The organism is Hymenobacter terricola, assembly GCF_017921975.2.
Lineage (GTDB): Bacteria > Bacteroidota > Bacteroidia > Cytophagales > Hymenobacteraceae > Hymenobacter > Hymenobacter terricola.
In genome coordinates this window covers 301,239-315,352 of record NZ_JAGEMO020000003.1, presented here as the reverse complement: position 1 = coordinate 315,352, position 14,114 = coordinate 301,239, and the positions used below count along the sequence as shown (strand labels likewise).

General features: G+C 64.8%; 12 protein-coding genes. 9 read left to right on the top strand and 3 right to left on the bottom strand.

The window, feature by feature from the left end:
• Window positions 1-18: 18 nt before the first annotated feature.
• Together J4G38_RS04560 and J4G38_RS04555 are read left to right on the top strand one after the other, a co-directional pair.
• Window positions 19-1,566, top strand: a complete 1,548-nt coding sequence (locus J4G38_RS04560) for a sigma 54-interacting transcriptional regulator (RefSeq protein ID WP_210515143.1) — start codon at window positions 19-21, stop codon at window positions 1,564-1,566.
• A 147-nt stretch (window positions 1,567-1,713) separates the two neighbouring features.
• Window positions 1,714-2,469: a COG4705 family protein gene (locus J4G38_RS04555; RefSeq protein ID WP_210515145.1), complete on the top strand. Its 756-nt coding sequence runs from the start codon at window positions 1,714-1,716 to the stop codon at window positions 2,467-2,469.
• Between the two features lie 213 nt (window positions 2,470-2,682).
• Here the strand turns inward: J4G38_RS04555 and J4G38_RS04550 are convergent, their stop codons facing one another.
• A complete protein-coding gene (locus J4G38_RS04550; RefSeq protein ID WP_210515148.1) occupies window positions 2,683-3,276 on the bottom strand; it encodes a phosphoglycerate mutase family protein in 594 nt (197 codons plus the stop codon).
• Between the two features lie 167 nt (window positions 3,277-3,443).
• On the opposite strand from J4G38_RS04550, the gene J4G38_RS04545 reads away from it, so the two are divergent.
• From J4G38_RS04545 to J4G38_RS04535, 3 genes are all read left to right on the top strand, one after another.
• On the top strand, window positions 3,444-4,124 hold the full coding sequence (locus J4G38_RS04545) for a response regulator transcription factor (RefSeq protein ID WP_210515151.1): 681 nt from the start codon (window positions 3,444-3,446) through the stop codon (window positions 4,122-4,124).
• Window positions 4,125-4,267: 143 nt separating this feature from the next.
• Window positions 4,268-5,647 carry a sensor histidine kinase gene (locus tag J4G38_RS04540; RefSeq protein WP_210515154.1) on the top strand — a complete coding sequence of 460 codons (1,380 nt, stop codon included), beginning with the start codon at window positions 4,268-4,270 and terminating at the stop codon, window positions 5,645-5,647.
• A gap of 36 nt (window positions 5,648-5,683) precedes the next feature.
• Window positions 5,684-5,938 (top strand): hypothetical protein, encoded by a 255-nt coding sequence (locus J4G38_RS04535; RefSeq protein ID WP_210515156.1) that lies wholly within the window; start codon window positions 5,684-5,686, stop codon window positions 5,936-5,938.
• 33 nt (window positions 5,939-5,971) lie between these two features.
• On the opposite strand, the gene surE is transcribed toward J4G38_RS04535, so the two are convergent.
• Window positions 5,972-6,826, bottom strand: a complete 855-nt coding sequence (gene surE, locus J4G38_RS04530) for a 5'/3'-nucleotidase SurE (protein WP_210515158.1) — start codon at window positions 6,824-6,826, stop codon at window positions 5,972-5,974.
• A gap of 182 nt (window positions 6,827-7,008) precedes the next feature.
• Between surE and J4G38_RS04525 the strand changes: the two genes are divergently transcribed.
• The gene (locus J4G38_RS04525; protein ID WP_226163147.1) at window positions 7,009-8,745 is read left to right on the top strand and encodes a M14 family zinc carboxypeptidase; all 1,737 of its coding nucleotides are present in this window, start codon (window positions 7,009-7,011) and stop codon (window positions 8,743-8,745) included.
• A 119-nt stretch (window positions 8,746-8,864) separates the two neighbouring features.
• Window positions 8,865-10,325 (top strand): M20/M25/M40 family metallo-hydrolase, encoded by a 1,461-nt coding sequence (locus J4G38_RS04520; RefSeq protein WP_210515162.1) that lies wholly within the window; start codon window positions 8,865-8,867, stop codon window positions 10,323-10,325.
• A 105-nt stretch (window positions 10,326-10,430) separates the two neighbouring features.
• Here the strand turns inward: J4G38_RS04520 and J4G38_RS04515 are convergent, their stop codons facing one another.
• Complete coding sequence (locus J4G38_RS04515) at window positions 10,431-11,252, bottom strand: OmpA family protein (protein ID WP_210515165.1); 822 nt, start codon at window positions 11,250-11,252, stop codon at window positions 10,431-10,433.
• A 106-nt stretch (window positions 11,253-11,358) separates the two neighbouring features.
• Between J4G38_RS04515 and J4G38_RS04510 the strand changes: the two genes are divergently transcribed.
• Window positions 11,359-13,233 carry a S8 family serine peptidase gene (locus J4G38_RS04510; protein WP_210515167.1) on the top strand — a complete coding sequence of 625 codons (1,875 nt, stop codon included), beginning with the start codon at window positions 11,359-11,361 and terminating at the stop codon, window positions 13,231-13,233.
• Complete coding sequence (locus J4G38_RS04505; RefSeq protein ID WP_210515170.1) at window positions 13,230-13,988, top strand: hypothetical protein; 759 nt, start codon at window positions 13,230-13,232, stop codon at window positions 13,986-13,988. The genes J4G38_RS04510 and J4G38_RS04505 overlap by 4 nt, the downstream gene beginning before the upstream one ends.
• Window positions 13,989-14,114: the final 126 nt, after the last annotated feature.

Genomic DNA, 14,114 nt, shown 5'->3' with positions numbered 1-14,114 from the left:
GCCCCTATATTCCCCTTCATGGCCAACGACCAGCTTCCAATCAACCACTCGCAGCACATCACCACCTTAGGCCAGCTGAAAAAGTCTGGCTATAAATCCCGCACGGTGAAAGCCGAGCTGCGGGAAAACCTCATTCGCAAGCTCCGCCTCAAAGAGGACGTTTTCCCCGGCATTTTCGGCTACGACGAAACCGTTATTCCCGACCTGCAGCGCGCCATCCTGGCCGGGCACCACATCAACCTGCTTGGCTTGCGCGGGCAGGCCAAAACCCGCATTGCCCGCCTGCTGATTAATTTATTGGACGAGTACATGCCCGTGGTGGCCGGGGCCGAGCTAAACGACGACCCGCTCCAGCCGCTGTCCGTATTCGCCAAAAACCTCATTGCCGAGCACGGCGACGACACGCCCGTGGCCTGGATGCACCGCGACGACCGCTACACCGAGAAGCTGGCCACGCCCGACGTGAGCGTAGCCGACCTCATCGGCGACGCCGACCCCATCAAAGCGGCCACGCTGAAACTGCCGTATTCCGACGAGCGGGTGATACACTTTGGCCTGATTCCGCGGGCGCACCGGGGCATTTTCGTGATTAACGAGCTGCCCGACTTGCAGGCGCGCATTCAGGTGTCGCTGTTCAATATCTTGCAGGAGGGCGACATTCAGATTCGCGGTTTTAAGGTGCGGCTGCCGCTCGACATCCAGTTCGTCTTCACCGCCAACCCGGAGGACTACACCAACCGGGGCAGCATCGTGACGCCGCTCAAGGACCGGATTGACGCCCAGATTATCACGCACTACCCCAAGTCCATCGAAATCGGCAAGCGCATCACCAAGCAGGAAGCCCGCATCAAGGACGAGCAGAAGGGCATGGTGACCAGCAACGAGGTAATCCACGACCTCGTGGAGCAGGTGGCCGTGGAGGCGCGCGGCTCCGAGTTCGTGGACGCCAAGTCGGGCGTGTCGGCCCGCCTCACCATCTCGGCCTACGAGCAGGTGATTGCCGGGGCCGAGCGCCGGGCGCTGGTGAACGGCGAAAGCAACACTTACGTGCGCGTGGGCGACTTCATCTCGGCCGTGCCCGCCATCACCGGCAAGGTGGAGCTGGTGTACGAAGGCGAGCAGGAAGGCGCGGGCATTGTGGCCGAGAAGCTGATGGGCAAAGCCATCCGTACGCTGTTCCTGCTGTTCTTCCCCGACCCCGACAAGTCCAAGAAGCTTAAAAACCGCCCTTCGCCCTATAAAACGGTGCAGGAGTGGTTCGGCAACGGCCACACGCTGGACTTGCTGCACGATGCCAGCACGGCCGACTACCGCAAGGCCCTTGACCAGGTGCCCGGCCTGCGCGACATCGTGACCGAGCTGCACCCCAACGAAACGCCCGAGCACACCTACTTCCTGATGGAATTTCTGCTCCACGGCCTGAGCGAGCACAGCCTGATTTCGCGCAACCGCCTCACGGCCGGCGCGCAGTTCAAGGACTTGCTTTCCTCGATGTTCACCATGCCCACTTTCGGGGATGACGACGATGAGGACGACGAGGACGAAAAGCCGAAGCGCCGCCGGTAGGGCTACTGTTTTTTGCGGAAAAAGCCCCGCGTACCATCAGGTGCGCGGGGCTTTTTTGCGGGTCCCATCGGGCAGCGAACCTTCGGGGCAACAGGAAGTAAACAGGAAGTCTGGCAACTTTTGCCATTCCTCACGTCGTTGCGCCCCATGAAAAAAATTGCCCAAATCACCCTGCTGTTCTGGATAATGAAGATTTGTGCCACCACGCTGGGCGAAACCGCCGGCGACCAGCTGGCCCAAACCATGAAAGTGGGCTACGGCACCAGTTCGCTCATCCTGCTCGGCTTTTTTGTGGTGGTGCTGGCCGGGCAGCTGGCCGTGTCGCGCTACATTCCGGCGCTGTACTGGGCCACCATTCTGGCCACCAGCACAGCCGGCACCACCATTTCCGACTACATGGACCGCACCCTGGCACTGGGCTACGCCACGGGCTCGCTCATTCTGGTGTCGCTGCTGCTGCTGGTGCTGGGCCTGTGGTGGTGGCGCGAGAAATCTTTGTCCGTCACCGAAATCAAGACCCGTACCGGAGAGTTGTTTTACTGGGCCGCCATCCTGGTGTCCAACACGCTGGGCACGGCCCTGGGCGACTTTCTGGCCGATGATTCCGGCCTGGGTTTTGGGGGCGGGGCCATGCTTATTGGCAGCCTGCTGGCGGTGCTGGTGCTGGCCTACTACTTCACCGGCATTTCGCGGGTGCTGCTGTTCTGGGTGGCGTTTGTGCTCACGCGGCCCTTTGGAGCCACGTTTGGCGACTTGCTCACCAAATCGCCCGAGAAGCACGGCCTGGGCTTTGGCACCCAAGGCTCGTCGCTGATTTTGTTTGGGCTGCTGGTGGCGCTGGTGCTGTACGAAACGTTCAGAAGCAAGCCGCCGGTGGTGGCCGCCGGAAGCCTGGGCCACTAGCGGGTACGTGCCCGCCCGCCTTTCTCATTTGGACGGGCGCATGGCGCGGCCCCGTGTCAGTTATTTCTGGCCTGTCGTTGTTGAACGATACGGCCGAAAGTCATTCCAGCGTTGCGGGCCAGGGCCTGCGAATAGTCGGCACGGGGCTGAGCCCGACCGGGTACGACCTCGTGCCATCCGTGCTACTTTTTTCTCCGCCGGGAGCGGCCTTGCCTAGTTGCTGCGCGGCGCTTTGGCATCGGCCAGCTTGCGCTCGGGGCCGTAGCCGCGCACGCCCACCGTGGGCAGGGTGCCGTCGGCGATGCGCACCGTGAAGAGGTAGTCGTATTCATCATCGGCAATTTCCTCGACCGGCGGGGTGCTGCCCAGCGACTCGATGAGCGGCAGGAGCGTGTTGGAATGCCCCACGATTACCACGGTCTTGCCGGCGTACTCCTTGCGAATGCGCACGGCCAGGGCGGTGGTTTCCTTGGGGTCGTACACCTGGGGCTCCAGCTTGGTGGCTTCGGCCAGCGGGGCGATGGTGGCGCGGCTGCGCTTGGTGTCGGTGGTGAAGAGGGCGGCCGGGTGGCGCTTGGCCAGCAGCTGGCGCAGGGCCTGGGCCCGCACCAGGCCCACGGGCGAGAGGGTAGGGTCGGCGTGGTCGGAGGTCGAATCTTTTTCGGCGTGGCGCACGAGGTAAACCGTCGTCACGGCGGGTTTGGCTTTGGATTTGGCCGCCGGGTCCTGGGCCTGCGCCGCCGGGCCTGCCGCCCAGGTGGCGAAACCAATCAATAAAAATAACCAGGTGTTTAGGCGTGAGGCCATAGCAGAAAGTGGAAAGAAGGGATAAAGTTTGAGCGAGGGCAAATTACGCCACAATCCGGTAAACCGGGCGAGGAGGCCGGGTTTGGGTGCGCTTCATGCGGCGTTCAGACGGCTGTGACGTATGTTGTACCCACTAACGCCATTCATCGACTTTTCCCACCCCCTCCATGCACGTTCTGCTCATCGAAGACGAAAAAAGCCTGCACCAGGAAATGCGCCAGTTTTTGCTGCAGGCCCAATACCTGGTTGATTCGGCCTATACCTACGCCGAAGCGTCGGAGAAGCTGTACGTGAGCAGCTACGACTTCGTGCTGCTCGACCTGGGCCTGCCCGGCGGCGACGGCCTCGACCTGCTCAAGGAAGCCCGCCTCAACGACAGCCAGGAGGCCTCGTTCATCATCCTCACCGCCCGCGGCGCGCTGGACGACCGGATTCGCGGCCTCGACCTCGGCGCCGACGACTACCTGCCCAAGCCGTTTTCGCTGCTGGAGCTCACCAGCCGGATGCAGGCCATCACGCGCCGCAAATTCAACCTGAAGCGCCCCGAAATCACCTTCGGCCACGGCTTCAGCATGGACCCCAACGCCCGCATTGTGCGCATCGGCGGCCAGGAGGTGCCGCTCACCAAAAAGGAGTTCGACCTGCTGCACTACCTGCTGCTGCACCGCGGCCGGGTGCTCACCCGCCTGCAGCTCGGCGAGCACCTGTGGGGCAACGTGCTGGAAGACGATTCCGACTCGAACTACATCGACGTGCACATCAAAAACGTGCGCAAGAAGCTGGCCCAGTTCGGCTCGGCTGACTTTTTGGAAACCGTGCGCGGCATCGGCTACCGGGCGGCGGAGTAGGGGGGAGTTGAACGTAGAAAGAAGAACGTCATGCCGAGCGAAGCCGAGGCATCTCTACTGCTGAAGTAATTATTTGCTCTTGCGGTAGAGATGCTTCGGCAAGCTCAGCATGACGTTCTTTTGTTTTTTGATTCCGAATCCGCATGAGATTAGAAGCCAAGCTTGCCCTTTCCAACGCCCTTTCCAAGCTGCTGCTGGTGCTGCTGGGGGCGCTGGTGATTCCGCCCATCGTGCAGCGGGTGGCCGTGGCCCACACCGACCAGCGCCTGCGCGACAAGCAGCACCGGGTGCTGGCCCTCATCGCCCGCGATGGCCTGCAGGCCTTTGAGCGGGGCGAGCGCGCCGAAACCTACGCCGACTACAACATTTTCAAGCAGGAGTACATCACCGTGACGCCGCTGCCCGCCGGGGCGCCGCTGCCCGCCGAGCGCATCACCGAAGAGCCCCGGCAGGTAGACCAGCAGGTGGAAGACTTTCGGATTCTGACGTTTGCGCGGCCGCCCGGGGTGCCGGGGCAGCGGGCCTTTCGGCTGGAAATTGGGTCGTCGCTCGACACCGTGGAGCTGCTCACGGGCACGCTGCGCCGGCTGGCGCTGTGGGTGCTGGTGGCGGCCTCGCTGCTCACGGTGCTCTCCGATGCGGCCTTTGCGCACTACCTGCTGGCCCCGCTGCGGGAGCTGATTGTGCGCAAGCTGCGGGGCATCCGGCAGCCGTCCGATTTTCAGTTTAAACCCATTGACACCGATACCACTGACTTCCGCCGGCTCGATGACCGGTTGAACTCGCTGATGCGGCAGGTGCAGTCGGCGTTTGCCAAGGAGCGGGAGTTCATGAGCAACGTGAGCCACGAGCTGCTGACCCCGGTCAGCATCCTGCAGTCGCGCTTCGAGAACATGCTCCAGGACCCGACCTTGCCCGAGCCGCACGCCCACCAAATCGTGGAATCGCAGCGCACGCTCTACCGCCTGCGCAACACCGTGCGCACCCTGCTGCTCATCGCCAACATCGAAAACGAGCAGTACCTGCGCGACGAGCCCGTGCGCCTCTCCGACGTGGTGGCCGACGTGGCCGAAGAGCTGGACGACCGCCGCCAGCAGCGCGACATCTCCCTCGCCGTCGACCTGAGCGGCGACGACGTGCGGCCCCACGCCAACGCCAGCCTCCTGCACACGCTCCTGCGCAACCTGCTCTCGAATGCCGTGAAATACAACCGCGAGGGCGGGCACATTCACGTAATTGGAAGGCCGATAGCCAACGGCGGCTACACGCTGCGGGTGGAAGACACCGGCCTCGGCATTGCCCCCGACCACCTGCCTTACCTGTTCGACCGGTTCCGGCGCTTCCACGCCAACGCGCCCAACTCGCCGGAAGGCTACGGGCTGGGCCTGCCCATTGCCAAAACCATTGCCGGCTTCCATGGCGCCACGCTACGGGCCGAATCGGAGGTCGATAAAGGCACGGTGTTTGTCCTCGATTTTGGCCCCACCGTCGGCGTTGCCGCGGGGTTCATGCCGCCTTCATAGGTGCAGATTTAACTTCGGGCGGTAATCAAACTATCCGTGCGCAACCTCCTTAAATTCTTACTAACCAGCCTGCTGCTGGTGCTGGTAGTTGCCGTCGGGGCCGAAGTAGTGGCCTTGCACCGCAGCACCCTGCTGCACCCGCTGCAAGCGGCCCCCACGGTGGTGGTGCGCAAAGCCGCGTACCCCACTACGCCCCCCAAAACGGTGCGCCCCGTGCCGGGCCCGCCGCCGGCCTCCACCAGCCGGCACAAAGCCCCGGCCCTCGCGCACAAAAAATCCCCGGCCAGCTAGCCGGGGATTTTTTGTGCGCGGCACATTGGCGCCTTACTCCTGGGCGGCCACGCCGTAGTCCTGCGCGGCCACGGGCTGGGGCGGGGCGGCCGCCTCGGTGGCCACGGGCAGGGGCAACTGCCACTGCGTACTGAGGTGGGCGAGGCCGTGGGCGGCGGTGAGGTCGAACTGGCAGGGCACCACCGACACGTAGTTGTTGGCCAGGGCCCACTCGTCGGTGTCGGTGCCGGAGTCGAGGTTCAGAAACGAGCCCACGAGCCAGTAGTAGGGGCGCTGGTAGGGGTCGAGGCGGCGGTCAAATTCCTCCTGCCACTTGGCGCGGGCCTGGCGGGCCAGGCGCAGGCCGGCAATGGGCGTGGCCGACTTCTTGGGAATGTTCACGTTGAGGGCGGTGCCGGCGGGCACGCCGTGGTCGAGGGCGTGGCGGCACACTTGGGTCACCCACTCGGCTACGTGCGAGAAATCGGCGTTCGGGCCATATTCGCAGAGCGAGAAGCCCACGGCGGGCAGCCCCTCAATGGCGGCCTCAATGGCGGCCGACATGGTGCCGGAGTACAGCACGTTCACCGAGGCATTGGAGCCGTGGTTGATGCCGGACACGACGAGGTCGGGGGTGCGGTCTTTGAGGACGTAGTGCTTGGCGATTTTTACGCAGTCGGCCGGGGTGCCGGAGCACTCGTAGGCTTCGACATTCGGGCCGAAAACCGGGTTTTTGGTGAGGCGCAGGGGGTGGCCGATGGTGATGGCGTGGCCCATGCCCGACTGGGGGGCATCGGGGGCGACCACGACAACTTCCGCGCCCAGGGCCAGCACGGTTTCGACGAGGTGGCGGATGCCGGGGGCGGTGATGCCGTCGTCGTTGGAGACGAGAATGAGGGGCTTTTTCAACTTGAAGCGGGGCGTGAGAAGTGAGGAGCGGGCAAAGGTAAGGGTGGCATTCGGGGCCGGAAGTGAATAGTAGCGCGCCGGAGCGCGAACTTTGCAGCTCGCGTTTCCGAGCCGCTTGCGCATCGTTCGGGAACACGAACTACAAAGTTCGCGCTACTATGCTTTTTCTTCTTGCCTCGCTGATGACCCTTGCTTCCCCGCCGCCCGTGCCGGCCCCCGCCTGGCGCACGCCCTTCGAAAACGACCCCGCCGGCAACACCACGGCCACTTACGCCGAGTGCATCGGCTATTACCAGAAGCTGGCGGCGGCTTACCCTCAGCATCTGCACCTGGCCGAGGCCGGCCCCACCGACGCCGGCCTGCCCCTGCACGAAGTGGTGCTGAGCGCCGACGGCGACGCCGACCCAGCCAGCACCCGGCGGAAAAACCGCCGCATCCTGTTCATCCAAAACGGCATTCACCCCGGCGAGCCGGAGGGCATCGACGCCAGTATGATGCTGGCCCGCGACCTGATGCAGCAAAAATCGCTGCAGAAGCTGCTGGTGCAGGTTACCGTCGTCATCGTGCCCGTCTACAACATCGATGGGATGCTGAACCGCAACGCCACCACCCGCGTGAACCAGAACGGGCCGGCCGCCTACGGCTTCCGGGGCAATGCGCGCAACCTCGATTTGAACCGCGACTACATCAAGCAGGAGTCGCGCAATGCCCGCTCGTTCGCGGCGCTGTTTCAGAAGTGGCAGCCCGATGTGTTCGTGGAAACCCACACCTCCAACGGGGCCGATTATCAGTATACGATGACGCTCATTGCCACCCAGCACAGCAAGCTGGCCCCGGCGCTGGGCACGTACCTGCAGGGCCAGCTGCTGCCCGCGCTGTACAAAGGCATGGAGCAGAAAAAGTGGCCCATGACGCCCTACGTGGACTTTGAAGGCCAGACGCCCGAGAGCGGCCTCCAGGCTTTTCTCGAAACGCCGCGCTACTCCACCGGCTACGCGGCCCTGTTCAACACCATCGGCTTCATGCCCGAAACGCACATGCTGAAGGCCTTCGCGCCCCGCGTGCACTCGACCTATGATTTCCTGCAAACCATGCTCGAAACCGTGGGCCAGCAGGCCGCCGCGCTGGCCGCCGCCCGTGCCGCCGCCACCGCCGGTATGGCCGCCCAAACCACCTTCCCCCTCACCTGGGCGCTGGACGATTCCCAGCACGAAACCGTGCAGTTTCGCGGCTACGAGGGCCGCACCAAGCCCAGCGACGTGAGCGGCCAGCCCCGCCTGTACTACGACCGTGCCGCGCCCTTCACCCGGCCCGTGCCGTATTTCAATACCTTCCTGCCCACCACCACGGCCGGCCGGCCCGCGGCATACATCATCCCCAAAGCCTGGGTGGAAGTGGCCGACATCCTACGCCGCAACGGTGCGACGCTGGAACCGCTGGCCCACGACGTGACCGCGCCCGTGGAAGTCTATTATTTCACCGATTTCAAGACCACGCCCAAGCCGTTCGAGGGCCACTACGTGCACAGCCAGGTGCAGGTGCAAACCAAAACGGAAACCGTGGCCTTCCAGCCGGGCGACCTGGTGGTGTACCTGAGCGGGGCCGCGCCGGTGCGCTACCTCGTGGAAACGCTGGAGCCGCAGGCCACCGACTCGTTCTTCGCCTGGGGCTTTTTCGACAGCGTGTTGCAGCAGAAAGAGCACTACTCCGACTACGTGTTTGAGGACCTCGCCGCCGACCTGCTGCGCCGCGACCCCGCCCTGCGCCAGCGCCTGGAAACGCTCCGGCAGCAAAACCCCGCCTTTGCCGCCAACGGCCCCGCCCAGCTGGAATGGGTGTACCTGAACTCGGCGTACCACGAGCCTGGCCACAACCGCTACCCGGTGGCCCGGTGGCTGGGCCCGGGGAAAATTCAGTAACCGGCGCCGGCGTCGGGGCAGGAGGGGGCCGGCTTTAGCACGGTTTTGTAGGCCGGGCCGGGCCCGGCCGCGTACTTTCGCAGCGAAGCCCCAAAATACCGGGTTTCGACTTCTGCCCTATGACCGAAATTCTTTCCGCGGCCTGGTGCCGCCGCGCCGCGCTGGCGGCCGTGGCCGCGCTGGCCGGGTGGGCCCCCGCCCACGCGCAACGCGCCCCGAAACCCACCAAAGCCGCCCCCGCGCCGGCCGCCGCCGCCAATGCCGACCGCACCGACTCGCTGGCGCTGCGCAAAATCTTCGACGAAGCCCTGCTGCGCGGCGAGAGCTACGACAACCTGCGCTACCTCACGGGCACCATCGGGCCGCGGCTGTCGGGCTCGCCCCAGGCCCAGCAGGCCGTGGAATGGGGCAAGGCCACCATGGAAAAAGCGGGGTTTGACCGTGTGTATTTGCAGGAGGTGATGGTGCCGCACTGGGTGCGCGGCAGCAAGGAGCGGGGCGAAATCGTGGGCAACAAGGACAAAGGCATCCGGGTGCCGGTGTGCGCCCTGGGCGGCTCGGTGGGCACGGGCGGCAAGCTCAAGGCCGGCGTGGTGGAGGTGCACAGCCTCGACGAAGTGAAAAAGCTGCCCGAGGCGGCCGTGAAAGGCAAGTTTGTGTTTTATAATCGGCCCTTCAACGACGCCCTCATCGAGCCCGGCACGGCCTACGGCGGGGCCGTGGACCAGCGCGCCCTCGGGGCCATTGAGGCCGCTAAGCGCGGGGCCGTGGGGGCCCTGGTGCGCTCCATGACCAGCGCCCGCGACGACAACCCGCACACCGGCACCATGCGCTACGCCGAGGGCGTGACCAAAGTGCCCGGCGCGGCCCTCAGCACCAACGCCGCCGACCAGCTCAGCCAGCTGCTCAAGGCCAACCCCGACCTGCAGTTTGAGCTGGAAATGGAGTGCCTCACCCTACCCGACGAGAAAAGCTACAACGTGGTGGGCGAAATCAAGGGCAGCAGATTCCCGCAGGAAATCATCACCGTGGGCGGCCACCTCGATTCGTGGGACCTCGCCCAAGGTGCCCACGACGACGGCACCGGCGTGGTGCAGAGCATGGAAGCCCTGCGCCTGCTGCACGCCACCGGCTTCAAGCCCGAGCGCACGGTGCGCGCCGTGCTGTTCATGAACGAAGAAAACGGCACCCGCGGCGGCAACGAATACGCCCGCCTGGCCACCCAAAACAAGGAAACCCACCTCGCCGCCATCGAGTCGGACGGCGGCGGCTTCACGCCCCGCGGCTTCAACATTGAGGCCGACCCCGCCACCGTGGCCAAAATAGCCCGGTGGGCGCCGCTGCTGCTGCCCTACCACGCCGCCGATATTACTCCGGGCCACGCTGGCACCGACATCGAGCCCCTGCAAGCCGCCGTGCACCCCAAAGCCCTCATCGGCTACGATTGCGACTCACAGCGCTACTTCGACATCCACCACACGGCAGCCGACACGTTCGACAAAGTGAACCGCCGCGAGCTGGAATTGGGCGGCGCCAGCATGGCTTCGCTGATTTACCTGCTGAGCAAATACGGCCTGTAGTATGTAATCAGTCTGTCATCCTGAGTATTGTGTGCATAAAGTTGAACAGCCCGCCGTGCTTTTGCACGGCGGGCTGTTTCGTTAGCCTCAGTGACCCCCAATGCCCTAGTTCTGGTTCAGAATCGAGAACAGCTCATCCAGTTTTGGCGTGAGGATGATGTCGGTGCGGCGATTCAGAGCCTTGTTGGCGGGGGTGTCGTTGGCGGCAATGGGCAGGAACTCGGCGCGGCCCGAGGGCGTCACCTGAGCGGGGTCCATGCCGGCGGTAGTCAGCAGACGGGTGATTTCGGTGGCGCGCATCACGCTCAGGTCCCAGTTGTCGCGGGCCCCGCTGGCGGTAGTGCCTTTGATGGGCACATTGTCGGTGTGGCCTTCCACCAGCACGTTCACGTCCTTGTTATCCTTGAGGGCCATGGCCAGCTTGCGCAGAGCATCCTGGCCCTTGGGGTCCACTTTGGTCGAGCCCGATTTGAAAAGCAGCTGCTCCGAGAGCGACACGTACACCTTGCCATTCTTCACACTCACCTGCAGGTCCTGGGCATTGAAACCCAGCAGGGCGTCGGAAACGCGTTGGCGGAGGGCTTTGGTTGCCGCGTCTTTTTGCGCCAAGGCATTCTGCAGGTCGGCGATGCGGGCGTTTTTGCTTTGCAGGTCGGCGTCCTTGTTTTTGATGTCGGTTTCCGCATCACCCAGGTTTTGATTTAGTTGATTAACCTGTTGGTTTTTATTGAGTAGCGAATTTCGGAGGGCTTCTTCGTTGCGGGTTTTATCGTTGGCCAGGGCGCTTTTTTCCAGGGTAAGCTGGTCGCGCGATTTGGTGAGCTCGGCATTTTGCTGCTGCAAGGCGGCAATTTCTTTTTGGTTGCAGCCGGGCAGCGCCAGCAGCGCGGCCCCGAGTAAGAGGGTGGGAGAGAAGCGAAAAAACATGATGGATGCAGGGTTAAAAAAACAAATGCAGCCCGAACGGACCAGCATTAAAACGGGCGCCACCGGCTGGGGTTATCTTTGGGGCAATTCTATGTACTTTCTTCCTTTGTTTACTGCCATTTGGAGCCATTTGGCACCGTCTTGCCGCGCCGGCGGGCTAGGCCTGGTGCTGTTGGGCGCGGTGCGGCCCGCTGCCGCGCAGGCTCCGCCCACTGGGGTGCCGCCCCACGCCACTGCTACCGCCCGCTACTGGATTACGCTAAACGACAAAAACGGCGTCCGCTTCAACCCAAAGCAGTATTTTACGCCAGCGGCGCGGGCCCGCCGGGCTCGCCAGCACTTGCCCGCCTACGAGGCCACCGACCTGTCCGTGCGAACCGATTACCTGGCGGCCATCACGGCACGGGTCGATACGGTGACGCTGGTGAGCCGCTGGTTCAACGCGGTGGCGTGCCGGGCCACGGCGGCGCAGGCCACGGCGTTGCGGACGGTGCCTGGCATTCGCACCGTGCAGCTGTGGCCCCGGCGCGACGTGGAGGCGGCCGAAGTGTCGCCTGCCAACAGCACGACCAGCAAACCAGGTGCCCAACCACCCAAGCCGCCCATTTCGGCCAACGACTACCTGCTGGCCCGCCGCCAGACGGCCCACCTCGACGGCCCCGCGCTGCGCGCCGCGGGCCTGGACGGTCGGGGCCTGCGCATCGCGGTGTTCGACGTGGGCTTTCGCGGGCTGCCGGACCACCCGGCCTTCCGCGAATTGATTGCGGGCAAGCGCATCGTGGCTACCCATGATTTCCTGAAAAACCGCGCCGACGTGTACCACAGCGGTAGCCACGGCACCGAAGTAATGGGCTGCCTCGCCGGCCGCCTGCCGGCCGGCATCGACGGCACGCTGGGCTCGGCCCTGGGCCTGGCGCCGGCCGCCGAGTACCTCCTGGCCCGCACCGAGCAGCTAAACCGGGAGCGCTACGCCGAAGAAGAAGCCTGGCTGGCCGCCGTGGAATGGGCCGACCGCCTCGGGGCCGACATCATCAATTCTTCGCTGGCGTACACCGAGCAGCGCTATTTCCCGGAGCTGATGGACGGCCACCGCAGCCTCATTTCGCGGGCCGCCAACCTGGCGGCGCGCAAGGGCATATTGGTGGTGAGCGCCGCCGGCAACGACGGCGACAACGACTGGGTGCGCATCGGCACGCCCGCTGACGCCGACTCGGCCCTGGCCATTGGCGGGCTCGACCCCGAAACCGGCCTGCACGTCGATTTCAGCTCCTACGGCCCCACCGCCGACCGGCGCCCCAAGCCCAACCTGGCGGCGTTCGGCATTGTGCTCACCACCACTCCCGACGACTACGAGCGGCTGGAAGGTACGTCGTTTTCCTCGCCGCTGGTGGCCGGTTTCGCGGCCTGCATGTGGCAGCAAAACCGCAAGCTCACGGCCATGCAGCTGTTTCAGGGCCTGGAAAAATCGGCGGAGCTGTACCCGTATTTCGACTACGCCCACGGCTACGGCCGCCCGCGCTTCCACCACTTTGCTGTGCACCCGGAGCTGCCGCAGTCCCCGGCCGCCGTGCCCACCTTCGATTTCGTGCCCCACGACAGCCTCGTGGCCGTCATCATTCGGCCCGAGGCCGCCCTGCGCCCCGCCGAATCCCTGCCGCTGGTGGCCGACCAAAGCGAAGCGGCCCTGCAAGCCGCCCCCGAAGTAGCCGACCCCAAAGCCTCGGCCAGTGAATCGGTGCCGCGCGTGGGCCACGAGCAGCCCGTGCCGCCGGGCGCGGCGTCTTTGGCTTCGCTGCCCGAACCCAACTACCCCGCCTACCTCTACTGGAACCTGGCCGACCGCCGCGGCGTGCTGCACCGCTACGAAACCCGCGCCGTAACCCAGCGCCTGGTGGTGCAGGTGCCGCGCCGCCTGCTGCGCGGCGGCGACGTGCTGCGGGTGCATTTCAAAGGCTACACCGGGACTTATTCGGAACGATGAATTTCTCCTCAATACTTCGCCATTTGCGGGTGAGCAAGGCGCCATTTTCCGGAAAGAAGGCCGCGATAGTAGCCGCCCTGCTGGTTGCCGGCAGTGCCCTGGCGGCCCGGGCGCAGCAGGTGTTGGTGCACGCCAACGTGGCCGACGACACCGTGAAAACCACGTTTGGGCCCAATCGCCGCTATTTTGGCCACGTCTATTTGGGCTATGGGCTGGTGGCCGGGCCGGCCGGAGCGGCCCTGCACCACGGTCCGTCCTCGGCGGAGGTGCGCGGCGGCGGCCGGCTCAAGCTCCGGCTCAATCAAGCCCTGGCCCTCAACCTCGACCTGGGCTACGCCTACCGGCGCTACGGCCTGGCGCAAAACGGCCAGAAAACCATTCCCACGCCCGCCCTGCACCAGAGCGAAAACTTTGGCCTGCACGAAGTGTATTCCGAAGCCAGCGTGCGCCTGAACGCGGGCCGGCGGGGCAATGCCGTGGGGAGCTACCTCGACCTGCTGGCCGGCGGAGGCTGGGTGGCCGCCACCAGCCACACCACCGAGGACGACCCGGGGCCCGGCATTGGCTCGGTGGAAACGACGGAGCGTGGCCTCCCGTACCTGCGCCGCTGGACCGGCAGTTTGGGCGCCCGCCTGGGCATGGACCGCTACGCCCTCACGGCGCGCTACCGGGTGTCGCCGGCCTTTGGCCCAAGCTACTCTGCCTGGCCCGAGCTGCCCCACTGGCTGCTGGGGGTCGAAGTGGGCCTGTTCTGAGCCTGAATTGGGCCGGTGGCAAACCCAATGCCTGAGCTTTGTCGTAAAATCCCAATAGCCGGGTATTGCGCTGGTTGCAGCTCAATCTTTACGGCCCCATTTTCCCGCCTTACCTTTGTGAGCCCA